Source organism: Phaeobacter sp. HS011 (assembly GCF_018101215.1).
GTDB lineage: Bacteria > Pseudomonadota > Alphaproteobacteria > Rhodobacterales > Rhodobacteraceae > Phaeobacter > Phaeobacter inhibens.
Map to the genome: position 1 here is coordinate 323,001 of NZ_JAGEUF010000003.1, position 26,551 is coordinate 349,551.

A 26,551-nucleotide genomic window follows, 5' to 3' on the forward strand; every position below is an offset into this window, starting at 1 on the left:
GTTCCTCTTGGTTACGCGGCCAGATCGTTCTGCCGCCTTCGCATGACACCAATATTGTTTCTGCATCGCAGCATTTCAAGATTTTTATTGCTGCAATGCAGAATATTTTTGAGAACCTCTAAAAATCAATCGCTTGCCTGACCGCGGGCCTTCACGCGGACATAGTCACCCGGCGCTGGCGTCAGCGGTGGATGCTGAGAATCGCCCGGATCACGGGCCGGAACCTGTTTGCCTGAGCGTTTTTTGAGCCAGCTTTCCCAACGCGGCCACCAGGACCCCTCGTTGAAGGTGGCCCCCTCCCGCCAGGTGTCGGCATCCACCTTCAGATCGGTATTGGTGTAATGTCCGTATTTGTTGCGGGTCGGCGGATTGACGATGCCTGCAATATGGCCCGACTGCGCCACCACAAAGGTCTTGGACCGCGATCCCATCTGCTGCACGCCGCGATAGCAGTCTTTCCAGCGCGCGATATGGTCAGTCTCGCAGGTGATTGCCATCACCGGCACGGTCACGTCGCGCACATGCAGCGTGTGGCCCATCAGCTCAAACCCGTCACGTACGAATTCATTGCGCTGGCACAGACCACGCAGATATTGCATCGCCATTCGGCCCGGCAGGTTCGCCCCGTCGCCATTCCAGTATAGCAGATCAAAGGCTGGTGGCGTCTCCCCCATCATATAGCTGCGGATCGCAGGCCCGTAGACCAGATCGTTGGAACGCAGGAAAGAGAACGTCCGCGCCATGATATAGGACCGCAGCAGACCGTTGTTGGTGATCTCCTTCTCGATCCCATCGATGAAATCATTTTGCAGGAAGGGCGTGAATTCCCCCTGATCGGAGAAATCCGTCAGCGCCGTAAAAAACGTCGCCGATTTGATTGAGGTATCGCCCCGCTGCTTCAGCAGCGACAGCGTCAGGCTGAGAGTGGTGCCCGCGATGCAGTAGCCGACGGCATTGACCTGCTTGACCTTGCAGATCGACTTGGCGGTCTCAATCGCGCTCAGATAGCCCTTCTCAACATAGTCCTCCAGCCCCAGATCCGCGTGCTCTGCACTGGGGTTGAGCCAGGACACCACAAACAGGGTATAGCCCTGTTCGGTCACCCATTTGATCAGGCTGTTCTGCGCCTTGAGGTCCAGAATGTAGAATTTGTTGATCCAGGGCGGGAATAGCACGATGGGGGTCTCATGCACGGTTTCCGTGGTGGGGCGATATTGGATCAGCTCCATCATCTCGTTGCGAAACACAACCTCACCGGGGGTGGTGGCGATATTGCGGCCGATTTCAAAGGCGCTCTCATCAGCCAGCCGCACCACCAGCTCGCCGTCGTTGGCCTCCAGATCGGCGACCAGATTCTCCAGACCCTTGATCAGCGACTGGCCTTCCGTCTCCACCGCTTTTTCCAGCGCGTCGGGGTTCGTCGCCAGAAAATTGGTGGGCGCCATCATCTGCACGATCTGGTCGGCAAAATAGCCAAGCCGCCGTTTGTCGATGTCGTCGATATCCTCGACCTCGGCCACGGCCTTGCGGATTGCCTCGGCATTGGTGAGGTACTGCTGCTTGATAAAGTGGAAATAGGGGTTCGATTGCCACATCGGATTGACAAAGCGGCGATCACTGGGGGAGCTGGGCGCGGTGTCCTCTGCACCGTCGCCGTCCAGGGATTTGGCCAAAAGCGACTGAGCTTCGGCGAAATTCACCACCGCCTGACCCCAATACGACACTTGTTTTTCGAGCAGTTTCGCCGGGTTTTTTGCCATTTCCGACCAATAGGCCGTTGCTGCGCGTGCAAAAAGCTCTTGATTCGGACCATCCAGTGACGGGGGGTGAGATTTTTTCTGAGCCAGAACATCCATCAGGCGTTTTGAAAGTTGCTCAACCTGCTCCATATTTTTTTTAATTCGTTCAATATGTTCCGGCGAGAGTGCCGGATCCGTACTGTCGCTTGTTGTCATCTTAACAAATCCCCCGTAATCTTTCTGCTATGCAGAATACTGTCCGCCCATCATACGACAAAGCTATGAAACGTCCGATGGGTTGTGACACAACCGCACGTGGATTCAGATCGGATCCAAGCGGCCAACGCAATGGAGATATAACATGCGTTACATGATGTCGTACGATCTGATGGAAACCATGCGCAACACCAACCAGTGGCTTGGCGCAACGGCCCTGTCTATGGCGTCGAACCCTGCCTTTGCGGCGATCCCCAATCCGGCGCTCAGCTGGATGGCCGCCTGGGGCGAGGTCACGGAGCGCAGTTATCAGCGTATGGTGACCAAGCCGGACTGGGGCATCTACACCCAGACCTGTGCCGATGGCCGCGATCACGTGGTGGAGATCGACACGGTGGTGGAACGCCCCTTTGGCGATCTGATCCACTTCCGCGTGGCCGGCCGCGCCGAACAGCCGCGCAAGGTGCTGCTGGTGGCACCGATGTCCGGGCACTACGCAACCCTGCTGCGCTCCACCGTCAAGAGCCTGATCGAGAATTGCGAAGTCTATGTCACCGACTGGCATAATGCGCGCGATATCCCGGTGTCCGCAGGCAAATTCGATATCGAGGACTATACGCTCTACCTCGTTGATTTCATGCGCGAGATGGGCCCCGACACCCATGTGATTGCGGTTTGCCAGCCAGCGCCGCTGACATTGGCCGCCACCGCCTATCTGGCGGAACAGGATCCGGAGGCGCAGCCGTGCTCGCTGACGTTGATCGGCGGGCCGGTCGATCCCGATGCCACCCCCACCGATGTCACCGATTTTGGCCGCCGGGTGACTATGGGTCAGCTGGAAGAGACAATGATCCAACGCGTCGGCTTCAAATACAAAGGGGTGGGCCGCAAGGTTTATCCGGGCCTGTTGCAGCTCAGCTCCTTCATGTCGATGAACGGCGAGCGCCATTCCAAGGCGTTCATGGACCAGATCCAGCGGGTCAGCCGGGGCGAGGCGTCGGATCACGATGCCCATAACCGGTTCTATGACGAATATCTCGCGGTGATGGACATGACGGCGGAATTCTATCTGTCGACGGTAGAGCGCGTCTTTAAGGGTGGTGAGATTGCCCGCAATGAATTTGTTGTGGCCGGTCACAAGGTCGACATAGGCAAAATTACCGATGTGGCGGTTAAGACGGTCGAAGGTGCCAATGATGACATCTCCGCCCCCGGCCAGTGCATCGCGGCGCTGGATCTCTGCACCGGTCTGCCGGAGGCGAAGAAGGCCAGCCATGTGGAACCGGGTGCGGGACATTATGGCATCTTTGCCGGGCGCAGCTGGCGCGATAACATCCGCCCGCTGGTGATCGAATTCATGAACGCCAATGCCCGCAAGGCAAAGAAACCGGCAGCAAAACGCGCCAAGGCCAACGCCTGATCGGTTGAGGTCGGGCGCAACCACTCATAACCGGGCGTTGCGCCCCCACCGAGGATTTTCTGGCGATGGCTGATCCGCTGATATTTGCATGTGACTGCGGCAAAATCCGTGGCGAGCTGTCCCAAGAGGCGCGCAAGGCAGGCACCCGCATCGTCTGTTTCTGCGCTGATTGCCGCGCCAATGAGATCTATCACAAACAGCCAGACCCGGCCCCTGGCCCGGTTGATCTGTTTCAGGTCAATCCCGACGGGCTGACATTTCATCAAGGTGAGGATCTGCTGCGGCTTATGCGGCTCAGCCCGAAGGGGCTGTTTCGCTGGTACGCGGGCTGCTGCGGCACACCAATGGCCAATACGCTGGCGAAACCCACGCTGCCCTTTGCCGGACTGCGGTCGGACCGGTTTGCCAATAAAGATGCGCTTGGCAAGATCCGCGCGCGGGCCTTTGTCCCGAAGCAGGGCAAACAGCCCCGCACCGAAGGTGCCGCACGGATGGTTATGTCGCTGCTGAGCCGAATGATCTCGGCGCGGCTGTCAGGCCGTTGGAAAGAGACACCGTTTTTCGATGTCGAAAGCGGTGAACCGGTGTCAAAGCCAGAGGTGATCAGCAAGGAAGAACGCGCAGCCCTGCTCCGCTAGACCTCTTACAATCCACTGATTTAGTTTGTCTTTAGCGGGTTTGTCAGCGTCAATGGTGGCAACGGTGGCACTGAGGACTGCGCCTCGCCCGCTGCGGCGCTTGCGATATCTGGCGCCGGGTCCGACCTTTCGTCCTGACGGGGAGCGACCTCGGCCAACCACTCGGCCATGGCGCCGGTCACCTGATCCGGTTGTTCCAGCGTTGGCAGATGGCCTGCCCCCTCGATCACGCGTAGCCGGGCATTTGGCATCAGGGCGGCCATGAATTCATGACGTTTCAGCGGGGTCAGCCGGTCCTGCGCACCGCAGAGGATCAGCGTTGGCCCTTTGAAGCGGCGCAGCGCCGCCTGCTGATCCGTGCGCCGCTGCAAGGCCCGCGCCTGCGCCACGAACAGCTCCGACCCAAGTGTGCAGCCCTGCTGGTAGATCATGTTGAGGATATCAAGCCGCTGCGGCGACGGCGCGAGACAGTCCACCGGCAGGCAGCTGCGCAGAACATCCTCCAGCCGACCGCTGCGGGCTGCGATGATCAGCGGCTCCCAATCGGCGGCCTGCGTCGGCGTATCGGGCAAGGGGCTGGTCGACATCAGGCAAAGCCTGCTCACCCGTTCCGGCGCGCGGCGCAGGATTTCCATAGCGACAATGCCCCCCATCGACAGCCCGGCCAGCGCGAACCGCGCAGGCAGCTGCGTCAGCAGATGATCGGCGATACGCTCAATCCGGTCGCCACCGAGAAGCGGCGCCACCATGGTTGGCATCACACCAGAGAGCGCCCGCAGCTGCGGCACGAAGACCTCTGCCGTGCCCATCAGCCCCGGCAGCATCACTAAGGGGGCAATGCCCTGCCCGCCTGCCCGCTCAGCTGTGCGCGCCCTGTTGGTCTGCCCTGCTCCGCCCTGCTGATCTGCCACCTGCGCCTATCCTCCTGCCTCGGTCCCGTACCCATTCCAGCGAAACGCGCCTGCGTCAGACAGCGGCGAGAACGGGTTATGCGCGATTTCCCAGATATGGCCGTCAGGGGCACGGAAATAGCCAATAGTGCCCCCCCAGAACACCTCTCCCGCCGGGCGCAGGACGCTCGCGCCCGCCGCCTCGGCCTTGGCCAGAAGCGTGGCCACATCCGCAGCACTGCGGGTGTTGTGGCTGAGTGTCATCGCCCCGGTGCCCAGTTCCTCCACCGGCAGGCCAATGTCCTCAGCCAAAGATGAGAGCGGATAAAGCCCCAAGGTCTGCGAAATCAGGTCAAAAGCGATGACGCCATCGGGGCTCTCCGCCCGCTGCCAGCCAAGCGCCTCGTAGAAGGCGGCGGCCTGCTCCATATCCGGCACCCCAAGGGTGATCAGGCTGATGCGTTGTTCCATCGCGTCCTCTCCTGCCCGTGGCACCCCAAATGAGGGAGGCCTCATAATATTTACAGATCCTGCTGCGGGTTAGATTGCAACCTGCAGCGAGGCCTTCCCCATAGCTTAGCTGATCGCATCAGCGCCAGATAGCCCCAGAACCTCTGCAACAGCCGTTTCGATCAAGGCCAGACAGGCGGGGTCCGAAAACCGGTGATCGGCATCTTTGACCAGCTGCAGGCGCATATCGGCGCAAGTGGCATGATCCAGCAATCGCAGTGCGGTTTCAGTGCTGACGGCGGTATCGGCGGTGCCCTGCAGGCAACGCACCGGCATCGACAGCACCAGCGGATCGCGCAACACCAGATGATTTCGCCCATCCTCGATCATGTGTTTGGTGATCACATAAGGCTCCATATAGTCGCTTGGCAGTTCGACCTGTCCGTGTGCCTCCAGCTCCGCCTTCTGGGCATCGGTGAAATTGGCCCAATAGCCATCCTCGGTAAAATCGGGTGCGGCGGCGATGGTGACCAGACCGGCCACCCGTTCGGGCAGGGCCCGCGCCAAGAGCAGCGCCTGCCAGCCCCCCATGGAGGATCCGACCGGCAGAATTTGCCCCTTCGTCAGCGCCTGAACCGCCGCCAGCGTGTCCTGATGCCAGTCGCCAATACAGCCCTCTTCAAACGTGCCGGAACTTTCACCGTGGCCGGAATAGTCAAACCGCAGAAAGCCCAAGCCCCGCGCCTTGGCCCAGGCCTCAAGATGTATCGCCTTGGTGCCTTCCATGTCGGATTTCAGCCCGCCCAGAAACACCACCATCGGCGCTGTTGCATCGCCGCTTGCGGGGGTCAGATGATAGGCCAGGCGGCGGCCCGTATCGGTGTCCAGAAATTGAGGTGCGGCCATGGTCTCCCCCGCGCTGAAAATATGCCAAATCACAGGCCCCCAGATCTGCCACGGCAACGGCGCAACGGCAATGGCGTGTTTCACCGCTGCCCCATGCGATTCCGGCACAGGTCACCAAGATGCAGTGAGGCAACGCCTTCACATTTGGCGACTTTTGTCCGGCGCAAGAGCCTTGCGACCCATCCCCGCCCTGCCTAGGGTCCGCGCGATATTCGCCTTTGCCACACAATCAGGAGCCAGCCCTTGCCCCGTGCCCTTCGTCTTCTCTGTCTCGGTCTCCTCTGCCTGCTGATCCTTTTGACCACCCTCTGGGGGGCCATGGCGCTGTGGTATCGGCTGCCGGTTGACAGCCTCTGGCGTACGGCTGCGGCCTCCGGCTTTGCGGGCCTCGGTCTGGCAACCCTCTGGGCGGTGATCCGGGGCCGCGCGCTGCGTGGGCTTTCGACCTTCTGTCTCGCACTTGCGGCGCTGATCTGGTGGTGGTCCAGCCTGACCCCACCGGCCGAGGCGCATTGGTCGCCCGATGTTGCGCGGCAGGTCACCGGCACCCGCGACGGCGATATTCTGACGCTGACAGACGTACGCAATTTCGACTGGTCCACCCCAACCGAGTTCACCCCCCGCTGGGAAACCCGCAGCTATGACCTCAGCCAACTGAACAGCGTCGATCTCTTCATGTCCTACTGGGCCGGGCCGGAGATGGCCCATATGGTGGTCAGCTTCGGCTTTGAGGAGGGTGCGCATATTGCCTGGTCGGTTGAGGTGCGGCGTCAGGTCGGCGGCGGTTTCTCCCCCATCGCGGATCTGTTCAAGACCAACACGCTGGTGCTGATCGCCGCCGATGAGCGCGATGTGGTGGGCACCCGCACAAATGCCCGTGGCGAGGATGTGCAGCTGTTTCGTATCGACACAGATCCGGACACCGCCCGAGCGCTGCTGATGCAATATGTCGAGGCCGCCAACCGGCTGGCCGCACAACCGCAGTGGTACAACTCGCTCACCTCAAACTGCACCACCGTGGTAATGACGATGATCCGCACCATCGTCCAGGACGTGCCGCTGGACTGGCGGGTGCTGGCCAATGGCTACCTGCCCGAATACGCCCATGATCAGGGGGTACTGGCGGCAGGCTACAGCACCGAGGAGCTGCGCAAACGCGGTAGTATCACGGCCAGGGCGCAGGTCCAGGGCATCACGCCAGACTACTCAACCCTGATCCGCGAAGGCGTGCCAGCCCCCGCCCCCTGATCCAGGCCCCTGATCCGGCTTTTGCAGCTTCTGGCAAAAAATATCCCAGGGAGCGCGCGGGGCAGGCCCCTCGCCCGCTTGACAGCCTCGCGCGCCCCTGCCAAACGGACAAAACACCATAACCCGCAACCGGGCGTTCTGTGGGCGCCAAACCGACGAGGAGTGCCGATATATGGCCCAAGTCTCTCTCACCTTCCCCGATGGCAATGCACGATCCTATGACGCAGGCGTCACCCCTGCCGAGGTCGCCGCGTCCATCTCGACCTCGCTGGCCAAGAAGGCGATCTCCGCCACCGTGAACGGTGCGCATTGGGACCTGCAATGGCCCATCGATTCCGATGCCGCCATCGCCATCCACACCATGAAAGACGAAGAGCAGGCCAATGAGCTGATCCGTCACGATCTGGCCCATGTGATGGCGCGTGCTGTGCAGGATATCTGGCCCGACACCAAGGTCACCATCGGCCCGGTGATTGAAAACGGCTGGTACTACGACTTTGATCGCGCCGAGCCCTTCACCCCCGAAGATCTCGGCACCATCGAGAAAAAGATGAAAGAGATCATCAACAAACGTGATGCCGTCCGCACCGAGGTCTGGGACCGCGACCGCGCGATCCAGCATTACACCGACCTGAACGAACCCTATAAGGTCGAGCTGATCGAGAGCATCCCCGGTGATGAGCCGCTGCGGATGTACTGGCACGGCGACTGGCAGGATCTTTGCCGTGGTCCCCACCTGCAGCACACCGGCCAGCTGCCGGGCGATGCCTTCAAGCTGATGTCCATCGCAGGCGCCTATTGGCGCGGCGACAGCGACCGCGCCATGCTGCAGCGGATCTATGGCGTTGCCTTCACCGGCAAGGAGAAGCTGAAAGCCCACCTCCACATGCTGGAAGAGGCTGCCAAGCGCGATCACCGCAAGCTGGGCCGCGAGATGAACCTGTTCCACATGCAGGAAGAGGCACCCGGCCAGATCTTCTGGCATCCCAACGGCTGGAAAATCTACACCACCCTGCAGGACTACATGCGCCGCATGCAGGACCGCGACGGCTATGTCGAGGTGAACACCCCGCAGGTGGTGGATCGCAAACTGTGGGAGGCCTCCGGCCACTGGGACAAATACCAGGAAAACATGTTCATCGTTGAGGTCGACGAGGATCACGCCCGCGAAAAGGCCGTGAACGCGCTGAAGCCGATGAACTGCCCCTGCCACGTGCAGGTGTTTAATCAGGGCCTCAAATCCTACCGCGATCTGCCGCTGCGCATGGCCGAATTCGGCTCCTGTGCGCGCTATGAACCCTCGGGCGCGCTGCATGGTATTATGCGGGTGCGTGGGTTCACTCAGGACGACGGCCATATCTTCTGCGCCGAGGATCAGATCGAATCTGAAACTGCAAAATTCATCGCCTTCCTGTCCAAAGTCTATGCCGACCTCGGTTTCCACGACTGGACCATCAAGCTCTCGACCCGCCCGGAAAAGCGGATCGGCAGCGATGAGAGCTGGGATCTGGTGGAGAAGGCTTTGGGCGATGCCTGCAAGGCGGCGGGCTATGAGTATGAGCTGCTGGAGGGCGAAGGTGCCTTTTACGGTCCCAAGCTGGAATTTACCCTGACCGACGCCATCGGCCGGAACTGGCAGTGCGGCACCCTGCAGGTGGATCCCAACCTGCCGGAACGGCTGGATGCGAATTTCATCGGTCAGGACGGCAGCAAGCATCGCCCGTTCATGCTGCACCGCGCCACGCTGGGCAGCTTTGAGCGGTTCATCGGCATCCTGATCGAAGAACACGCAGGCAAGCTGCCGTTCTGGCTGGCCCCGCGTCAGGTGGTTGTCGCCTCCATCACATCGGACGCGGATGATTATGTGAACGAAGTGGTTGAAACCCTGCGCGCCGCAGGTGTGCGGGCCGAGGCCGACATCCGCAACGAGAAGATCAACTACAAGGTCCGCGAGCATTCAGTGGGCAAGGTGCCTGTCATTCTGGCTGTCGGCCACCGCGAAGTCGAGGAGCGCACCGTCTCCGTCCGGCGTCTTGGCGAAAAACAGACCAAGGTCGAGGCACTGGACGCTGTAACAAAAGCACTGGCGGTTGAGGCAACTCCGCCGGATCTTCTGTAACATTTCTGCGGTCTTTTGCTGATCTTTACCGATTTACCGGCCCCCACTTGCGGGGCCGGTTTCTTTTTGCGCATGGTTTTAAGGGTTCAGCAGCCGGAAGGTTGTAATATACGGTCACAGCTGCTGACGCCCGCGTGAGACACAGGCTCGTGAATTCAAAGACTTCTCAGCCTGAGCTAATGTCTGACCTGTAACAACCGCCTCGCAACCAAATTCCAAAGAAGGAAGACACCGATGTCCAACACTGCAAAATCCCTCGCCGTCGCTGGTGCCGTTGCTGCCGCGCTGACCTCTGCCATGGTCACCCCAGCCGCCGCCCAGTCCAAAGAGAAATGCTATGGCGTCTCCCTGGCCGGCCAGAATGACTGCGCCGCCGGCCCCGGCACCACCTGCGCCGGCACCTCCACCGTTGACTATCAGGGCAACGCCTGGACGCTGGTCGACGCAGGCAGCTGCGAAGGCATGGATCTGCCCGCAATGGCAGACGGCAGCGACCGCAAGGGCTCGCTGGAGCCGCTGGAACGTGACCTGCCTGCATAAGCAAAGGCTTAAGACAGAGGGCGGGGGTATTCTCCCGCCCTTTCTGTAACCGGATCAGAGGACCTGCCATGCTGGACGCCGCCCCTTTCCTGCCTGCTGCCGCAGGTGTTGGCTACAAGCCGCAGCATTTTGCCGATATCCTCGCCGATGCAGGCCCGGTGAAATGGCTGGAAATTCATGCCGAAAATTACATGGGCGACGGTGGCCGCCCGATTGCGCAGCTGCGCCATCTCTGCGAACAGTTTGCCATATCGGTCCATGGCGTCGGCCTCTCAATCGGCGGCGAGGGGCCATTGGACGCCGATCATCTGGCACGGCTGAAGCATCTGGTCGGCTGGCTCAATCCTGCCAGCTTCTCCGAACATCTGGCCTGGTCCACCCACGACAGCCATTTCTACAACGACCTGCTGCCGCTGCCCTATACGGATGCCACGCTGGCGCGGGTCTGCGATCATATCAATCAGGTGCAGGACACCATCGGGCGGCGGATGCTGCTGGAAAACCCGTCCAGCTACCTCGCTTTTGCCGAGAGCAGCTGGTCAGAGCCTGAGTTTCTAACCGAAATCACCCGCCGCACCGGCTGCGGGCTGCTCTTGGATGTGAACAATGTCTTTGTCTCCGCCACCAATCTCGATTTCTCGCCGCAGGGCTATATCGACGCCTTTGCGCTGGATCAGGTCGGTGAAATCCACCTTGGCGGCCATGACGAGGATGAGGACGACCACGGCAAGCCGCTGCTGATCGACAGCCACGGCGCTGAGGTGGTTGATCCGGTCTGGGCGCTGCTGGACTATACGCTGGCGAAATCCGGCCCCAAACCTGTGCTGGTCGAATGGGACACCGATGTGCCCGACTGGCCTGTGTTGGCAGCCGAGGCCACCCGCGCCGCAACCGCGCTGGAGCGCGTCCCGGCATGACCGTAAGCCAGACAGAATTCACCCACGCCATGATGGATGCGGGCCAGCCGGTGCCCGAGGGACTGCTGGATGCGACCGGTCAGCCTGCCGGGCGGCGGTTCAGCGTCTATCGCAACAATATCGCGGTCTCCCTGACGGAGGCGATGCACAGCGCCTTTCCCCTGATTGGCAAACTGCTGGGTAAGCAGAACCTCGACGGGCTGGCGGGCCTGTATCTGCGCACCCATCCGCCCTCCTCGCCGCTGATGATGCACTATGGCGCTGAATTTCCCGCGTTTCTCGCCGGGATGGAGCAGCTGAAACACCTCGGCTATCTGCCCGATGCGGCGCGGCTCGACCTCGCCCTGCGCCGGGCGTATCACGCAGGCGACGCCACAGCGGTTGACCCGGCGCGTCTGGCAGCGCTTGCGCCCGATCAGCTGATGGCGACCCGCCTGACACTGGCCCCCGCAGTTGCCCTGCTGCGCTCACCCTGGCCGATCTATGATATCTGGCGCTTCAACACCGAAGAGAACGCTCCCAAGCCCCGGCATATGGCGCAGGATGTGCTGATCACCCGGCCCGAATTCGACCCCATCATTCAGGAGCTGCCCCCGGGTGGCGCTGACTGGATCACCGCCCTCACCTCCGGTGCCACATTGGAAGAGGCCCTGACCGCGGTGCAGGCCAACCACCCGGATTTTGACCTCTCTCATACGCTCGCCCTGTTGTTGCAAGGCGGTGCAATCATTGACCTAGATCGCAAAGGATAACCGATGCACGCGCTTGTTTCCTCCTACACCTCTCTCACCGGCAGGGCTGACAGATTGTCGGCGTTCATCATCCCGACCCTGGCGCGGCTGGTCTTCGCCGCTGTATTGCTGGTCTATTACTGGAACTCAGCCGGGCTGAAGATTGACGGGTCGATCTTTTCGCCCTCTGCCGGGGCGTTTGGTCAGATCTTTCCCAAGGCTGCCGAGGCTGTGCTTTATGATGTCTCCCAGCTCAATATCCTTCAGCGGCTGGTGATCTTTGCCGGGACGATTGCCGAATACGTGCTGCCTGCGCTGATCCTTGTTGGGTTGTTCACCCGTCTGGCCGCGCTTGGCACCATTGGCTTCATCTGGGTGCAGACCATTGTCGATGTCACCGGTCACGGGGTCAAGCTGGGCAGTCTCTTTGACAATTCCATCGGTCTGGTGGACCAGCGGGTGATGTGGACTTTCCTGCTGCTGGTTCTCGTCTTCAAGGGCGCCGGCCCCCTGTCACTGGATGCACTGGCGCGGCGCGCCACGGCGCCTGCCGCCGCCTGATCTGCTGAGCTCTCAAACACAAAAGGCGCCCTGCATCCGCAGTGGCGCCTTTTTTCATGACCGTTAGTCACCTCGGGTCAGAAATGCGCCTTCGGCTCATCCGGTTTACCGGCCGCCAAGGCCAGCAGCCCGCCCAAAAGCGCCAGTGAGATCGGGAAAATGGTAAAGACGTTCAACCCGAACCCGGCATAGAGCCCTGCCGCCGACGCAAGCAGCAGCACCCCACCCCACAGCGCGCGGGACAGCGCCATCGCGCCGCCCGCTAGCGCAAGGATGGGCGAGATCACTGCCAAAAGCCGCAGCTGATCAACATCATCGACCTGCCGGGCAATCCCGTCGATTTCGCCAAAATACTCAACGGCGGCGGTATAACCATAACCCGCAAACCCCACCATCATCCCAATCAGCCCGGCCACGATGCCCAGCACCAGCGCTGCATTGCGCATTGCCGCTCTCCTCATCTACTCCGGAACTGACATGGGGATCCTAGCCCTCAACGCCAAGGGCGGCCTTGGTTTTGGCATCCCAGCCGAGGTACAGATCGTCCCCCGTTTTGATCAGCGGACGTTTCATCAGCGCCGGATGGGCCTTGAGCAGATCAAGCGGTTCCCCCGCCCGCTCCGCCTCGCTCAATCCGCGCCATGTGGTGGAGCGGGTATTGACCAGACGGTCGCCAAACTGCGCCAACGCCGCTGTGAGAATGGCCTCCGGTACGCCCTCGGCGCGTACATCGACCAGTTCCGCCTCCGGCAGCTGTTTCAGCGCCTTGCGGCAGGTGTCACAGGCCTTCAATCCAAAGAGTTGCACGTTTTTTCCTTTCCCGAGGGGGTGGCTCAGCACAATTTATGGTAGAGCCGCACTGTTTTGCTTGATTTTTACATGGTCCGTGCAAAAGTTGGAACCGGGTTGGGACAACTTCCCCGACCTGTTTTGTCTGCGCACTGCGGCAAAACCGATCACCCCGCTCTGCGCAGCGAAATTATCGTGTATTCAGGGCGGCTCACTAGCAGGAAGGAGACACGGGAACATGGCGAGTGGCACCGTGAAATGGTTCAACACAACCAAGGGTTATGGCTTTATCGAGCCTGAAGGCGGCGGCAAGGATGTGTTTGTGCACATCTCTCAGGTTGAGCGGTCGGGGCTGACCGGCCTGGCGGATAATCAAAAAGTTGATTTCGAGATGACCGAAGGGCGCGATGGCCGCCAGATGGCCAGCGACATTCGCCCCCAATGATCGCGATACGGCTGCGCCGAGGTTAACTCTCGGGCGCAGCCTGCCGCGCCATCGAATGGCCCTGTCAGCGCGCGCCTGTGTGTCGGCCGTCTGACGGTCACCGCATCACAAAAGGGTCGGGGATCGGCTCATCACTGGTGCGCAGCCAGACCGTTTTGACCCTTGTATAATCCAGCGCCGCCTGCAATCCCCCCTCACGACCATGTCCCGACAGCCCTTGCCCGCCAAAGGGCGCAATCGGGCTGACCGCGCGATAGGTGTTCACCCAGACAATGCCTGCACGAATGCCCCGGATCATCCGGTGCGCCCGTGTCAGGTCGCGCGTAAACACGCCAGAGGCCAACCCATGGGCGGTGTCATTGGCCAGCGCCAGCGCCTCTGCCTCAGTGTCAAACCCACACACCGACAGAACCGGGCCAAAAAACTCCTCGCGCAGACAGGGCGCGTCCGGTGCGCTGGAGCAGTCAAGGATGGTGGGCGGAAAGAAATTGCCCTCCCCCTCCAGCGGCTGGCCTCCGGTCACGATCCGCGCGCCCGTCGCAACCGAGGCCGCCACCAGCTCCACCGCCCGGTGCATTTGCGCGTCGGTGCAGAGTGGACCGACCTCCGTCTCCGCCATCTGGGGTGCACCGATCCGTACGCGCTCGGCTTTATCCTTGAGGCTGTGCAGAAACACATCCTTGATCTGATTGGAAATAATCAACCGTGAACCGGCAACACAGCTCTGTCCCGTAGCGGCAAAGATGGCAGAGACCTGCGCATTCACGGTGCTGTCGATATCGACATCCTCAAACACGATGAAGGGAGATTTCCCGCCCAATTCCAACGAGGTGGAGGCAAGGTTTTCCGCCGAATTGCGCACCACATGGCGGGCGGTGTCCGGCCCGCCGGTAAAGGCGATGTGGTCAATGCCCGGATGGGCCGTCAGCACCGCACCGCAGTCCGCCCCAAAGCCGGTAATGACATTGAGCACGCCGGGTGGAAAACCGGCCTGATCAAAGATCCGGGCAAACTCCAACAGCGGCGCAGGCGCCTCCTCAGACGCCTTCAGCACCACGGTACAGCCTGCCGCCAGCGCCGGGCCAATCTTGACCGCCGCCAGAAACAACTGCGAATTCCACGGCACCACGGCCGCCACCACCCCAAGCGGTTCGCGGCGCAGCCAGACCTCCATATCCGGTTTGTCGATCGGCAGATGGGCGCCTTCGATCTTGTCCGCGAGGCCCGCGTAATAGCGATAGTAGTCGGCCACATAGGCAATCTGGGCCGAGGTTTCGCGGATGATTTTGCCGGTATCGCGGGTCTCCAGCTGGGCCAGTGTCTCAGCATTCTCGGCAATCAGATCCGCCAGCCGATAAAGCAGCTTGCCACGCGCAGTGGCGGTCATGTCCGCCCAATCCGGCGCGTGGAATGCCGCGCGCGCGGCTGCAACCGCCGCGTCCACATCCGGCGCGCGGGCCTCCGGCATCATCGCCCAGACCTCTCCGGTTGCCGGATCACGGCTCTCAAAACGGGCGGAGCCGTCGGAGAACACCCCGCCGATATATTGCTGGAATTGCTGCATGGTGATCCCCTTCAGGCAAAGGCTGGCATGACATCGCGGATGAACCGCTCAAGCGAAGCGCGCTTGCGTTCAAAACTCATGCCGCTGTCGATCCAGAAACTGTATTCATCATACCCGAGTGCCTCATATCCCCGGATCCGGGCAATCGCATCCTCGGCGGTGGCGATCACATTGTCACGCAGCATCGCCTCCGGCGAATAGAAGGGATGCGCTGCGATTTCGGCTTCGCTCAGCGGCGCGATCAGCCCCTGCGACACCGGGCGCTCGTTTTTGAACCAGGCCCCGAAGTAACAGTAAAACCGGTTGATTTCTTCCGCCGCCTGCTGCGCATCTGCGGCATCGGCGGCAATATAGGTGTGGTTCAACAGCATGATATCCGGGCGCTGCACGTCAGGGTATTTGGCGCAGGCATCGTTGAAAGTCTCGATCAGCCGGGTGATCTCCTCATCCCCCTGCCACAGCGGCGTTACCTGTACATGGCAGCCATTGGCGACAGCAAATTCATGGCTGTTGGGATCGCGGGCAGCCACCCAGATGGGGGGGCCGTTTTCCTGTCGTGGCTTGGGTGAGGACGTTGTGGCCGGGAAGGAATGATAGGTGCCCTCCTGTGCGTAGTCGCCCCGCCACAGCCCCTGTATCGCCGGAACCAGCTCACGCATCCGCTGGCCTGCGTCCCAGGCATCCATACCCGGCACCATCCGTTCGTATTCGTAGCTATAAGCCCCGCGTGCAATGCCGAGTTCCAGCCGCCCCTCGGTGATCAGATCGGTCATCGCCGCCTCTCCAGCGAGGCGGATCGGATGCCAGAAGGGGGCGATGATCGTGCCGGTGCCCAATCGCACATGCCGGGTCTGGCGTGCCAGATCGACAAGGTTCAGAAACGGGTTTGGCGCGATGGTAAAATCCATCCCGTGATGCTCCCCGGTCCAGACCGCGTGCATTCCGCCATTGTCGGCAATCTTTGCCAGGGCGACGAACTCGTCATAGAGCCGCTGTTGATCCTGTTCCGCCGAGGTCCGTTCCATATGGACAAAAAGAGAAAAGCGCATGTGTCACCTATCGTTATGCGATCTGGCGGATTTCGCCGCTGCGTTGATTGCCGGAATAGATCCCGAAATCTCCCAATGTTGCCTCGCGGGCGAACCGCTCCAGCATGATCAGGATCGCCGGATCGCTGATATCCTCAAGACCCGCTTCACCCGTCCCGTCCTGCGCCAGCGGCACAAAGGTTCCGCGCGTCGGCGCGCCTGCCCCTGCCTGACAGAGAAAGGCGATATGCTGGCGTTTGCGCGCTACATCCTCAAACACCGAATAGACAAAACCCGGCTCAGCCGTGAGCCCGGTGTCGACGATCAGCTGGCGTACCGTGGCAGAGGCACCATCGGGACCTGCCAGCGCCTCCGGCAGCGTCGCGCCACCTTGACCGTCATCGACCAGCAGCACCTCTCCGTTGCGCTCAATCAGTGCTGAGACCACCAGATCGGGGCCGGTTCCGGCAGGCTCTGCCGTGGTGGCCGCCGTCACATAGGCACCCCGCGCGTAGCCCAGCCCGGGATGCGGGCTGACGTCGAAGGCTTTCACCTCGCCAATCAGAATCACATGATCGCCCGCCTCAACCGTCTTGTGCAGGCTGCAGTCGAACCAGGCAGACACCCCGTCGATCAGCGGTGATCCCGCTGGCCCCTTGTACCAGTTGACCCCGGCAAAGCGATCTTCTGCCGGTCGGGCAAAGGTGTTGGATATCTCAATCTGGGTTTCCGCCAGCACATTGACGGCAAACCCGTCGCCATTGACCAGCGCATCATAATTGCGCGACTGGTTGGCCAGGCACACCAGCACCAGCGGCGGATCAAGCGAGACTGAGGTAAAGGAATTGGCGGTAAAGCCAATCGGCTGGCCGCTTTGGTCATGCGAGGTCACAATCGTCACCCCGGTCATAAAACTGCCAAAGGCATGGCGCAAGGCGCGCGGATCAAGCGATGTCATGATACGTCTCCTCAGAGGGGATTGCCAGCCAGTCGTGCAGATGGGCGGTGACCACATCAGGCGCCGTCAGGTTCACCATATGGCGATGGCCGGTGATGACGATGGCGCGTCCGTGCCGCACTTGTGCGGCCATCTCCTGCGCCATGGCCGGTGTGGAATTGGGATCGCCGTCGCCAGTGATGGCAAGGAAGGGACAAGGGATCTCGTCCAGACGGTCGGCGTAAGTGGCATCGCCCCGCGCAAACGCGCCATAGGTGGTGGCATAGCCTGCCGGATCAACAGCCCGCAGCCAGCCCGCAACCCGGTCGCAGGCGCTGATGTCAGCAGGCGTCTTACCAAACCAGCGCGCCAGCGGCGTTGCCAGATCCACCTGACCCGCACCGATTTCGGCAGCACGGGTCACTACGGCCGCGCGCGCCTGCGGTGTGCGGCGGTAGACGCCATTCAGCAGCGCCACCCGACGGGTCATTGCAGGATGGTCTACGGCAAAACCAGTCGCGATCAGCGCCCCCATCGAATGGCCTGCCAGGCTGACAGGGCCAATATCCAACGCCAGAACCACATCATGCAGCCAGCTCACGAAATCCGGCAGGTCACTGCCCGCAGGCAAGGGGTCGCTGCCGCCATGACCCGGCAGATCAAGGGCGATGACCCTGTGGCTGCGGCTCAGATCCTCAATCTGCGGCCCCCAGGCCGCCGACTGCATGCCGACACCGTGCAGCAGAACCAGCGGCGCGCCCGCCCCGGCCTCCCGCAGGGCGACGGTAGGTCCAGCCTCAGACAGCTGCAGGGTTGTCAACGTCATGGCCAAGCTCTTTCAGGTCCTGATAGCGGTCGCCGATCCGGTGGTGCGGACGCCCCCCGATGGAGGCCCCCAGCGCGATCAGGATCTCATCCGCTGCGGGCGCATCCGCAACCGAGGTCTGGATCGTCAGATAATGCGACCGCCTGCCCCCGTCGTTCTTGTCCATCAGCGGGATCATCAGCGGCGCATTTGCGGGCCCGCGCGTGTTGCAGAACGACAGATAGGATTTCGCCCCCACCGCGTTGCGATAGTGATTGCCAAATTGCAGTGTGTGGATCAGCGCCGAGGCATGTTCAACCTCGCCATTCATCCCAACGATAGCGGATTTTCCATAGCCCTCGACCCGGTCACCGCCGCCTGCGGCCTCCAGGATCATCTCTGTCAGCAGGATGCCCAGACCCGGTGCGCAATCGCGGATCATCGGACCCAGATCCTCAACAAAGCCCTGCCCGGCCCAAGGGTTCCGAATGACAGCCATAGCCGCGATCATCGTCAATGGTGTCGGCGCCGCCTTGCCGCCCTCAATCAGTGTCTTTTCGACATGAAGCAGCGTTTTACGAATTTCTGCGGGCATGGGAATCTCCTGGTCGCTCGTATCTTTAATATTATGGTATACCATTATACTATATGTCAATCATACTTGCCGGCCAGAAACCGCGCTGCTATTGAGATCCCTATGAACAGCAACCAGACAACGCTCCGCAAAATCGACAAAGCCCCGCAAACCCTGCGTGATATCGTGCAGGAGAGAATGCGCGAGGCCATCATTGACGGGCATTTTGCACCCGGTGAACGGTTGGTGGAACGTCCTCTTTGCGATCAGCTGGGTGTCAGCCGCACCGTCGTGCGCGAAACTATCCGCTATCTGGAGGCAGAAGGCCTGGTCGAGATCATCCCCAATCGCGGCCCTGTGGTCGCGCGGCTGTCCTGGGATCAGGCGCAGCAGATCTATGACGTACGCCGCCAGCTGGAAGGCTCTGCCGCAGCGGTCTGCGCCACCGCCCAGGGCCCGGAATTTGACGCCGCACTTGGCCGCGCGCTGGCGGCGGTCAAGGGCACGATGAATGATACCGAATGGGGAAGCCTATTGCGGGCCACCACCGATTTTTACCAGCTTATCTTTCTGGAAGCGGGCCACAGTATTGCCTGGGACATTGTACAGCGCCTGAATGGGCGGATCAGCAGGTTGCGCGCCTTGACCATCGCGGCAAAGGACCGCGAAACCTCCGGGATGAGCCATATGACCGCAATCCATGACGCCATCCTCAGCCGCGACCCTGACAGGGCGCGCGAGGCCGTTGAGGCGCATATTGCCGATGCCGCCCAAACTGCGCAGCGGTTCCTGAAAAACCCCGCGCCAGCAGCTGGAGAGGCGCGCGATGGCTAAAGGATATTGGATCGCCTTTGTCACGGTCACCGATCCTGACCGCTATGCGGGCTATCAACAGCAGGCACCTGCAGCCTTTGCCAAATATGGCGCGCGGTTCCTGGCAAGGGGTGGCGCGGCTGAGACGCTGGAGGGCACGGCCTATCAGCGCCATGTCGTCATCGAATTTGACAGCAAAGCCACCGCCCTCGCCTGCTACCACTCGACCGAATATCAATCCGCCCGTACCCACCGACAGGCCGCCTGCACCGCGCAGATCGCTATCGTCGAGGGGCTAGAGCCATGAAGGAGCAACCCCAATGAGCAGCACGCCCTCTGACACCGCGCCGAAAACCAGCAGCTTTGACGAAGATCTGTTTCTGAAGGGTCTGGAGCAGCGCAAGGCGACCCTTGGTGCCGAGTATGTGGAAAAAAACCTGGCCGCCGCCGATGAGTTCACCCGCCCCTTTCAGGAGGCCATGACCGCCTGGTGCTGGGGGTTTGGCTGGGGCGATGACACAATTGATGCCAAAACCCGGTCGATGATGAACCTCGCCATGATTGGCGCCCTTGGCAAGATGCACGAATGGGAACTGCATTGCCGGGGCGCGCTGAACAATGGCGTCACCCGCGAGGAAATCCGCGCCATCATCCACGCGGTCGCGATCTACTGCGGTGTCCCGCAGGGGCTGGAATGTTTCCGTGCCGCCAAAGCGGTGCTGGATCAGTACGAGCAAAGCTAACACCTTTCATCTCATAGTGCGCTTGGCGCAGCCCACCACAGGACATTGGTCAAAATGGTCGTTCGCCCCAATTGCCATCGGCTTAGCAGCGTCACCCAGAGTGGTCGCGTAAGGGCATATTCTTGGGTGACGACGTCAGGTTTCACGGCGGGTCGCAAGCGGGCATTCCATCCGCAAATTCGGAAGCGCGTCATCCCGGCTATTGACCGCGCGCCTGTCGCCGAAGGATATCTGTGGCAGGCCGTTGGTCGCATCAGCCTCTCCGAATGCGGATGCGATGCTCATCCGTTTTTTTCCGAAGTCCAAAGCGAGGTCTCTCTCTGATGTTCCGATCCGGTCAAACCGTTCAGTCCCGCCCCCGCACGCCGTTGATGGGCAAGGGCACGGCCCATCGCGCCAGTCTCGGCTTCATTCTGATGTCAACGGATCTGGCCTGTGAGGCGGATCTCTTCGCCATGGCCCCCGACGGCGTCGGCGTGCACATTACCCGGCTTAAGACGGATGACTACACCACCAATGAAACACTGGCGCGCCATATCGATCACATGGCCGATGCGGCCGGGCGGCTGCAACCGGACATGAAGCCTGCGGTGATCGCTTATTGCTGCACCTCAGGCTCAATCGTCTGCCGGGAAGAGAACGTCTTTCGCGAGATCCACAAGGGCGCGCCCTATACCCAGCCCATGTCCATCGTCACCGGCGTGATGGATGCCCTGCGCGAGGTGGGCGCGAAACAAATCGTGGTCGGCACACCGTATCTCGACGACATCAACACCGCCGAGGCCGAGTATCTGCTGGCGGCAGGGTTTGATATCCTCGACATTCAGGGGCTGCGACTGGAGACCGGTATGGAATTTGGTCAGGTGGAACCCGCCTATTGGAAGGAATTCGCGCTGGAGATCGACCAGCCGGACGCAGACGCGATCTTCCTCTCCTGCAGCGGTACGCGCACCCTGGAAGTGGTGGAGGAGATCGAACAGGCTGCAGGCAAACCGGTGATCACATCCAATCAGGCGCTGATGTGGTCCTGCCTGCGCCGGGCCGGGATCGCGGATCACCTCGATGGCTTTGGCCAGCTGTTCAAACATCCGGGCCGGGCGCTGACGCCAACACTCTAACCCGCCTATCTCCCCTCAACGCTGGCCCGGCTTGCGGGCACCGCGCCCCCGACACGCAATCGCACCACCATCGCACCACCAATGAGGCCCCCATGACACCAGCCCCTGCCCTGCGCGGATTTCCCGAGGCCGAATACGCCGCCCGCACCCAGCTTGCCCAGAGCCGTATGGCGGAGGCCGGTCTGGACGCGATTTTGGTGATGAGCGAGCCGGAGGTGCAATATTTCACCGGCTTTCAGACCCTGTTCTGGCAAAGCCCAACGCGCCCGTGGTTCGTGCTGATCCCCGCCAGCGGCAAACCCATCGCCCTCATTCCTGAAATCGGCGCCAGCCTGATGCGCCGCAGCTGGATCGACGATATCCGCACCTGGTCTGCGCCCGCCCCTCAGGATGATGGCATCAGCCTGCTCACGGAGGCACTATCTCCGCTTCGCAACTTGGGCGTGATGAAGGGGCATGAAACCCATCTGAGGATGCCGCTCGGCGATTGGGAACGGCTGATGGCCGCGCTGCCCGATCTGCATATCCACGATGCGACGCATCTCGTGCAGGGCCTTCGAATGGTGAAATCCGCAGCTGAGATCGACAAGCTCGCCCGGATCTGCGCCATCGGCTCAGCCACCTTTGCCGCCGTGCCGGACTTCGCCCGCGAAGGTGTGCCGCTGGACGACGTGTTCCGCGCCTTTCGCCGCGAGGCGCTGGCGCAGGGCGCGGATGGCGCGCCCTATGTGGTCGGGGCCAGCGCGCAGGGCGGCTATGCCGATGTGATTTCGCCCCCTGATGCCACGCCGCTGGCGGCCGGGGACATTTTGATGCTGGACAGTGGCATGGTGCTGGACGGCTATTACTGCGATTTCGACCGCAACTGGGCCATTGGCCGGGCAGATGACACCGCGCGCCGTGCCTATGACGTGCTGTGGCGCGCAACCGAAGCCGGACTGGCCGCCGCCCGCCCCGGCAACAGTTGCCGCGACCTGTTTCAGGCCATGTCCACTGTCATCGCAGAAATGGACGACAGCGGCGGCGACATTGGCCGTCTGGGCCACGGGCTGGGGTTGCAGCTGACAGAACAGCCCTCACACGCCTCCTTCGACACCACCGAACTGCAGGAAAACATGGTGCTGACGCTGGAGCCATCACTGTCCTATGGGGACGGGCTGATGATGGTGCATGAAGAAAACATCGTGGTGACACCACAGGGCGGCCGCCTGCTCAGCACCCGCGCCCCCGCCGAGCTACCGGTGATTTGACGGCCACCTTACGGCACGCGAGTCTGGCCCACACCTTAGCGGGTCAGAAACCAATCTCTCGGAGGCCGCCATCCCAGCGGCCTCTGCGCCCCGCCGCCCTCAGCGGCGCAGATATTCTACCACCACACAGGCGGGCGCCTCACTGCGGATCTGAGTCTGGCTGGCGATCCCCCATTCACCGGCCCGGAACTTGGGGAAATACGTATCCGCGCCCTCCACCTCGGTCTCAACCTCGGTGATCAGCATCCGGTCGGCCGCCTCCATCATGCCCTTGTAGATGCCAGCGCCGCCAATGCCGTAAATCCGGTGATAGCCCTGCGCGCGTGCCTCCGCCAGCGCCGCCTCAATGCTGGGATAGACCAGATCGGCAGCCTCCGGATCCGAGGACACCACCAGGTTGAGCCTGTTTTTCAAAGGCTTCACCGGCAGGCTATCCCAGGTATTGCGCCCCATGATCAAAGCCCCGCCCAGCGTTTCGCGCTGAAAAGATTGCAGATCCTCTGGCGCATGCCAGGGGATCGTATTGTCCTTGCCGATGGCGCCATTCTGGTCGCGGGCAACAATAAGGGTGATCATCTCAATCCTTTCCTAAACCGCAACCGGAGCTTTGATGCCCGGCTCCGGAGTGTAATTCAGCACGTCGAAATCTTCATACCTAAACTCAAAAATGGAGGAGACATCGCGGTTTATACGCAACTCCGGCAACGGCTGCGGTCTCCGTGACAATTGCAGCTTCACCTGATCCATATGGTTGGAATAGATATGCGCGTCACCAATGGTGTGAATAAAATCCCCCGCCTCATAACCGGTCACATGCGCCAGCATTTTCAACAGCAGCGCATAAGAGGCGATGTTAAACGGCACGCCCAGAAACATATCCGCAGACCGCTGATAGAGCTGCAAATGCATCCGCCGTCCCTGCACCCGCACCTGCCACAGCGTATGACAGGGCGGCAGCGCCATGTCGGGCACATCCGCAGGGTTCCAGGCCGTCACGATCAGGCGGCGGCTGTCCGGGCTATTGTGGATCATCTCAACCAGATTCGTGATCTGATCCACCGTGCCCGCACGATAGAGCGGCTCATCCCCGCTGGTGCCGGGGGCAAGCTCCAGGCGCGGAAAATGTCGCCATTGGTGGCCATAGACCGGTCCAAGATCGCCATTCTCATCCGCCCATTCATCCCAGATCGACACGCCATTGTCCTTGAGGTAGCCAATATTGGTGTCGCCGGACAGGAACCACAGCAGTTCATGAATGATTGAGCGCAGATGCAGCTTCTTGGTGGTCACCAGCGGGAACCCATCCGCGAGCGGATAGCGGGTCTGCATCCCGAAACAGGATATGGTACCAGTGCCGGTCCGGTCGCTGCTCGCCTCGCCGTGGTCCAGAATATACTGCAATGCCTCATGGTACTGGCGCATGGTGAGCTCCCCCTCGTGATCGTCTCCGCGCGGGGTGCTGGCGGCACCCGCAAGGTCCCTCCTGTCTAGCCTGCCCGCGCCTCTGATCTCAAGGGCTGTCCGGTCGGATCACGCCGTCTTAACGCCCCGCTGCGTCGCTGGAGCCCAGCCTGTCTGCACGCGCCAGCACGCCTGCGAAAAAAAGGTCACCGAACCGCCACGCTCCCCCGGCAACGACGCGACCGGCGCGGCAATTCAATTGACTTTCCGCAACCATGACAAGACACTGCCGCAAACAAAGAAATTTTGAGGTCAGTTCAAATGAAGCGGGCAATGCTAGGACTTGCGGCAGCCACCCTTCTGTCAGCCTGTGGCGGGGGGACAAACCCCTTTGACACCGATGACAGCACCGATGGGGGCACCACCACCGATCCGATTGTACCCGAAGTCCTGGCCTCCGATGTCGACAGCGTCGCCTATGACGCCGCCGCCGGTACGCTGGTGATCAGCGGTCTCAGCCTGGATGACACCCCATTTTCCGCCAGCTACCGCCGCCGCCCCGCACTCGACCGGCAGGGCTATGAGGCCTATACAGCGCAGGACAGCTCGCTTGACCGCCACGTCACCGCCTATGTCCGCGAAATCGAAGACGGCGCCTTTGCCGTTGCGGTCGCCACCGGCGGTCAGTTCTCCTACTATTTCGCGGGCACCAGCTATGGCCGTCGCGGTGGCTATTCCGCACCAACCGGTGATGTCGCCTCCGGCGGTGTGGTCAGCTATGCCGGTACCTATGTGGGCCTGATGAATATCGCAGGCGACGGCGGTGATCTGCTACCTGTCACCCCCGGCACCCCCAGCGATATCCGCCCGGCCCAGACGGCTGAAGTCACCGGTGATGCCTTCGTCAACGCAGATTTCGGCGACAACATCGTCAATGGCACCATCTACAACCGCCAGATTGAGCCGACCAGCGCGGGCACCGTGCCGCAGACACTGGTGACCCTCGACCTTGCGCCCACCGATATTGCCGCCAATGGCACCTTTACCGGCACCGCCTCGCAGGTGATCAACGGCACCCGCACCAACGTCGGCACCTATGGCGGCATCTTTGCCGGAACCGATGCCACATCCGTTGCCGGATCGGTGTTCGCCCAGAACCACGTCGAAGGGATTGACGGCATCGAGGAATACGGAATCTTCGTTCTGGGCCAATGCGGGACGGCCGACAGCTCAGCCGTCTGTGACCAACCGGTTCCCTGATCCCATGCGGCACACACTCGCCGCAGCCCTTACCCTGGCGCTGCTTGCTGCGGCGCCAGTCGCTGCGGCAGAGCCGACACCCGAACAGCATCTGAGCCTGGAGCAGGGCCGCCTGCTGGCCGCGCATTCCCTTGGCACTGGCAAGCCCGAACTGACGCTGGATCTGACCCGCGCCCTCTTGCGGGCGGATCGGCAAGATCACCTTGCATGGTATCTGCGCGCCGCCGCCCAGGCGCAGCTGAAATCGCCGGGCGCCGGTCGGCGCTCCGCCGCCCGCGCCTATCGGTTTGCCCCGGACAGCGCCGGGAAATTCCGCGCTGCACAGCTCGCGGCGCGACTGGCCGTTCAGGACGCCCGCCCGACCCTCGCTCAGGTCTGGCTCCGCCGCACCGCCGTCCATGCCCCCGATGAAATCAGCGAAAAACGCATTGCTGCCGACTATAAGGTGCTGCGGCGCATCAACCCTTGGTCCTTCCAGCTGCGCGGAGAGCTGAAGCCCTCCAACAATGTCAACAATGGTGCCGACAGCACGTTGGAGGTGATTGACGGCGTGCCGACGCTCGGGCGGTTTGGGCCGCGCTCGGTTGCGCTGGAGGGCACGGTGGGGGTACTCGACATGTCGATTAGCCGTCGCCTGCATCAAAGCCGCACCAGCCTCACCACTCTCAGTGCGCGCGGCTATCTGCAACGGGTCGCGCTGTCCTCGGATGCCAAGGCCAAGGCGGCCACCCTCGCCCAGCAATCCGGCACCACAGTGCCGCGCAACAGCGAGTTTGGTTCCACCTATGGCGAGATTTCCCTAACCCATGCCTTTGCCGTTGGCCCGCCTGAGCGGCAGGGATCTGCGGCGCTCGGCCTCAGCTTTGGCACCGCCTGGTATGGCGGCGACAAGAGTTATGATCTGGTCAAGCTGACCGCCCGGCGCAGCTGGCAGCTCTCTGCGCGCACCGGCCTGACGCTGGATGGCATGGCCGAGCAGCGGCTGGATGCGCGCGGCCCTTCTCAGGATGGCGAGGTGTTCGGCCTTGGCGCGCGGGTCAATCGCAAACTGCTGAACGGCGATCAGATCAATCTGAGCGTCGCCCTGCGCGACACCCGTTCGGACCATGTGAACACCTCCAGCCGCACCGCGACGCTGCGGCTGGGATACCAGTTTGCCAAACCTCTGGGACCTGCCAAAATCAGCACCGGGTTGATCCTGGGACAGACCGACTACCCGCAGTTCATTGCAGGCTTTCCCGCCCGCTACCTGCCTGACGGGCGCGAGGACACATCGCTCTATGCCGATGTGAACCTGTTCTTTGAGGAGTATGATTACGCGGGTTTTGCCCCGACACTGCGCCTGCGCGCTGGCAAAAAAGATAGCAATCACAGCCGCTTCCAGTCTCGCGAATTGTCTCTCTCCCTCGGCATCCAGTCCAAGTTTTAAGCCCGAAATGCCAATCAGAT

The 26,551-nt window shown here is 61.6% G+C and carries 30 protein-coding genes; 16 read left to right on the plus strand and 14 right to left on the minus strand.

Annotation, left to right across the window (positions count from 1 at the left end; genetic code table 11):
- Positions 1-125: 125 nt before the first annotated feature.
- Positions 126-1,955, minus strand: a complete 1,830-nt coding sequence (phaC, locus tag J4721_RS07520) for a class I poly(R)-hydroxyalkanoic acid synthase (protein WP_211002372.1) — start codon at positions 1,953-1,955, stop codon at positions 126-128.
- A 145-nt stretch (positions 1,956-2,100) separates the two neighbouring features.
- On the opposite strand from phaC, the gene phaZ reads away from it, so the two are divergent.
- Complete coding sequence (gene phaZ / locus J4721_RS07525) at positions 2,101-3,375, plus strand: polyhydroxyalkanoate depolymerase (RefSeq protein ID WP_014875086.1); 1,275 nt, start codon at positions 2,101-2,103, stop codon at positions 3,373-3,375.
- 65 nt (positions 3,376-3,440) lie between these two features.
- The gene (locus tag J4721_RS07530; RefSeq protein ID WP_102858796.1) at positions 3,441-4,013 is read left to right on the plus strand and encodes a DUF6151 family protein; all 573 of its coding nucleotides are present in this window, start codon (positions 3,441-3,443) and stop codon (positions 4,011-4,013) included.
- Between the two features lie 20 nt (positions 4,014-4,033).
- On the opposite strand, the gene J4721_RS07535 is transcribed toward J4721_RS07530, so the two are convergent.
- From J4721_RS07535 to J4721_RS07545, 3 genes are all read right to left on the minus strand, one after another.
- Positions 4,034-4,924 (minus strand): alpha/beta fold hydrolase, encoded by an 891-nt coding sequence (locus J4721_RS07535; RefSeq protein WP_102858797.1) that lies wholly within the window; start codon positions 4,922-4,924, stop codon positions 4,034-4,036.
- Positions 4,925-4,930: 6 nt separating this feature from the next.
- On the minus strand, positions 4,931-5,374 hold the full coding sequence (locus tag J4721_RS07540) for a VOC family protein (protein ID WP_027246996.1): 444 nt from the start codon (positions 5,372-5,374) through the stop codon (positions 4,931-4,933).
- A gap of 105 nt (positions 5,375-5,479) precedes the next feature.
- The gene (locus J4721_RS07545; protein ID WP_211002371.1) at positions 5,480-6,259 is read right to left on the minus strand and encodes an alpha/beta hydrolase; all 780 of its coding nucleotides are present in this window, start codon (positions 6,257-6,259) and stop codon (positions 5,480-5,482) included.
- Between the two features lie 243 nt (positions 6,260-6,502).
- On the opposite strand from J4721_RS07545, the gene J4721_RS07550 reads away from it, so the two are divergent.
- The 6 genes from J4721_RS07550 to J4721_RS07575 all read left to right on the plus strand — a co-directional run bounded on the left by J4721_RS07550 (position 6,503) and on the right by J4721_RS07575 (position 12,375).
- Positions 6,503-7,507, plus strand: coding sequence for a DUF4105 domain-containing protein (locus J4721_RS07550; RefSeq protein WP_211002370.1), 1,005 nt, complete (start codon positions 6,503-6,505; stop codon positions 7,505-7,507).
- A 172-nt stretch (positions 7,508-7,679) separates the two neighbouring features.
- A complete protein-coding gene (gene thrS, locus J4721_RS07555; RefSeq protein ID WP_102870133.1) occupies positions 7,680-9,626 on the plus strand; it encodes a threonine--tRNA ligase in 1,947 nt (648 codons plus the stop codon).
- A gap of 234 nt (positions 9,627-9,860) precedes the next feature.
- On the plus strand, positions 9,861-10,166 hold the full coding sequence (locus J4721_RS07560; RefSeq protein ID WP_014875093.1) for a DUF2282 domain-containing protein: 306 nt from the start codon (positions 9,861-9,863) through the stop codon (positions 10,164-10,166).
- A gap of 68 nt (positions 10,167-10,234) precedes the next feature.
- Positions 10,235-11,083, plus strand: coding sequence for a DUF692 family multinuclear iron-containing protein (locus J4721_RS07565; protein ID WP_014875094.1), 849 nt, complete (start codon positions 10,235-10,237; stop codon positions 11,081-11,083).
- Positions 11,080-11,835, plus strand: a complete 756-nt coding sequence (locus J4721_RS07570) for a DNA-binding domain-containing protein (protein ID WP_014875095.1) — start codon at positions 11,080-11,082, stop codon at positions 11,833-11,835. Before J4721_RS07565 ends, J4721_RS07570 begins: the two co-directional genes overlap by 4 nt.
- Before the next feature lie 3 nt (positions 11,836-11,838).
- Positions 11,839-12,375: a DoxX family protein gene (locus J4721_RS07575; protein WP_014875096.1), complete on the plus strand. Its 537-nt coding sequence runs from the start codon at positions 11,839-11,841 to the stop codon at positions 12,373-12,375.
- A 77-nt stretch (positions 12,376-12,452) separates the two neighbouring features.
- On the opposite strand, the gene J4721_RS07580 is transcribed toward J4721_RS07575, so the two are convergent.
- Together J4721_RS07580 and J4721_RS07585 are read right to left on the minus strand one after the other, a co-directional pair.
- Positions 12,453-12,821: a hypothetical protein gene (locus J4721_RS07580; protein ID WP_014880420.1), complete on the minus strand. Its 369-nt coding sequence runs from the start codon at positions 12,819-12,821 to the stop codon at positions 12,453-12,455.
- 40 nt (positions 12,822-12,861) lie between these two features.
- Entirely contained in the window at positions 12,862-13,182 is a 321-nt protein-coding gene (locus J4721_RS07585; RefSeq protein WP_211002369.1) for an ArsC/Spx/MgsR family protein, read from the minus strand.
- A gap of 220 nt (positions 13,183-13,402) precedes the next feature.
- On the opposite strand from J4721_RS07585, the gene J4721_RS07590 reads away from it, so the two are divergent.
- Positions 13,403-13,609, plus strand: coding sequence for a cold-shock protein (locus tag J4721_RS07590; RefSeq protein WP_014875099.1), 207 nt, complete (start codon positions 13,403-13,405; stop codon positions 13,607-13,609).
- Between the two features lie 97 nt (positions 13,610-13,706).
- On the opposite strand, the gene J4721_RS07595 is transcribed toward J4721_RS07590, so the two are convergent.
- The 5 genes from J4721_RS07595 to J4721_RS07615 are packed head-to-tail and all read right to left on the minus strand — an operon-like array spanning position 13,707 to position 18,538.
- Positions 13,707-15,173: an aldehyde dehydrogenase gene (locus tag J4721_RS07595; protein ID WP_211002368.1), complete on the minus strand. Its 1,467-nt coding sequence runs from the start codon at positions 15,171-15,173 to the stop codon at positions 13,707-13,709.
- An 11-nt stretch (positions 15,174-15,184) separates the two neighbouring features.
- Complete coding sequence (locus J4721_RS07600; RefSeq protein WP_211002367.1) at positions 15,185-16,222, minus strand: LLM class flavin-dependent oxidoreductase; 1,038 nt, start codon at positions 16,220-16,222, stop codon at positions 15,185-15,187.
- A gap of 13 nt (positions 16,223-16,235) precedes the next feature.
- Positions 16,236-17,159 (minus strand): flavin reductase, encoded by a 924-nt coding sequence (locus tag J4721_RS07605; RefSeq protein ID WP_211002366.1) that lies wholly within the window; start codon positions 17,157-17,159, stop codon positions 16,236-16,238.
- Complete coding sequence (locus J4721_RS07610; RefSeq protein WP_211002365.1) at positions 17,146-17,964, minus strand: alpha/beta fold hydrolase; 819 nt, start codon at positions 17,962-17,964, stop codon at positions 17,146-17,148. The genes J4721_RS07605 and J4721_RS07610 overlap by 14 nt, the downstream gene beginning before the upstream one ends.
- Positions 17,936-18,538, minus strand: a complete 603-nt coding sequence (locus J4721_RS07615; RefSeq protein ID WP_027246985.1) for an amino acid synthesis family protein — start codon at positions 18,536-18,538, stop codon at positions 17,936-17,938. The genes J4721_RS07610 and J4721_RS07615 overlap by 29 nt, the downstream gene beginning before the upstream one ends.
- Before the next feature lie 102 nt (positions 18,539-18,640).
- On the opposite strand from J4721_RS07615, the gene J4721_RS07620 reads away from it, so the two are divergent.
- From J4721_RS07620 to J4721_RS07630, 3 genes are read left to right on the plus strand one after another with little or no spacing between them, the layout of a single operon-like run.
- Positions 18,641-19,351, plus strand: coding sequence for a GntR family transcriptional regulator (locus J4721_RS07620; RefSeq protein ID WP_211002364.1), 711 nt, complete (start codon positions 18,641-18,643; stop codon positions 19,349-19,351).
- Positions 19,344-19,637: a DUF1330 domain-containing protein gene (locus J4721_RS07625; RefSeq protein ID WP_014875106.1), complete on the plus strand. Its 294-nt coding sequence runs from the start codon at positions 19,344-19,346 to the stop codon at positions 19,635-19,637. Before J4721_RS07620 ends, J4721_RS07625 begins: the two co-directional genes overlap by 8 nt.
- 13 nt (positions 19,638-19,650) lie before the next feature.
- Positions 19,651-20,073, plus strand: coding sequence for a carboxymuconolactone decarboxylase family protein (locus J4721_RS07630; protein ID WP_211002363.1), 423 nt, complete (start codon positions 19,651-19,653; stop codon positions 20,071-20,073).
- A 135-nt stretch (positions 20,074-20,208) separates the two neighbouring features.
- Here J4721_RS07630 and J4721_RS07635 read toward each other — a convergent pair whose 3' ends face one another.
- Positions 20,209-20,358, minus strand: coding sequence for a hypothetical protein (locus J4721_RS07635; RefSeq protein WP_211002362.1), 150 nt, complete (start codon positions 20,356-20,358; stop codon positions 20,209-20,211).
- Between the two features lie 38 nt (positions 20,359-20,396).
- On the opposite strand from J4721_RS07635, the gene J4721_RS07640 reads away from it, so the two are divergent.
- Together J4721_RS07640 and J4721_RS07645 are read left to right on the plus strand one after the other, a co-directional pair.
- Positions 20,397-21,191, plus strand: coding sequence for an aspartate/glutamate racemase family protein (locus tag J4721_RS07640; protein ID WP_014875108.1), 795 nt, complete (start codon positions 20,397-20,399; stop codon positions 21,189-21,191).
- A 92-nt stretch (positions 21,192-21,283) separates the two neighbouring features.
- Positions 21,284-22,441, plus strand: a complete 1,158-nt coding sequence (locus J4721_RS07645) for a Xaa-Pro peptidase family protein (RefSeq protein WP_211002361.1) — start codon at positions 21,284-21,286, stop codon at positions 22,439-22,441.
- Positions 22,442-22,540: 99 nt separating this feature from the next.
- Here J4721_RS07645 and J4721_RS07650 read toward each other — a convergent pair whose 3' ends face one another.
- Positions 22,541-23,017 (minus strand): dihydrofolate reductase, encoded by a 477-nt coding sequence (locus tag J4721_RS07650; protein WP_014875110.1) that lies wholly within the window; start codon positions 23,015-23,017, stop codon positions 22,541-22,543.
- A gap of 12 nt (positions 23,018-23,029) precedes the next feature.
- On the minus strand, positions 23,030-23,863 hold the full coding sequence (locus J4721_RS07655) for a thymidylate synthase (RefSeq protein ID WP_211002360.1): 834 nt from the start codon (positions 23,861-23,863) through the stop codon (positions 23,030-23,032).
- A 300-nt stretch (positions 23,864-24,163) separates the two neighbouring features.
- Here J4721_RS07655 and J4721_RS07660 point away from each other — a divergent pair, with 300 nt between their 5' ends.
- Positions 24,164-25,102 (plus strand): hypothetical protein, encoded by a 939-nt coding sequence (locus tag J4721_RS07660; protein ID WP_027246978.1) that lies wholly within the window; start codon positions 24,164-24,166, stop codon positions 25,100-25,102.
- Positions 25,103-25,106: 4 nt separating this feature from the next.
- A complete protein-coding gene (locus tag J4721_RS07665; RefSeq protein WP_014875113.1) occupies positions 25,107-26,531 on the plus strand; it encodes a hypothetical protein in 1,425 nt (474 codons plus the stop codon).
- Positions 26,532-26,551 lie beyond the last annotated feature (20 nt).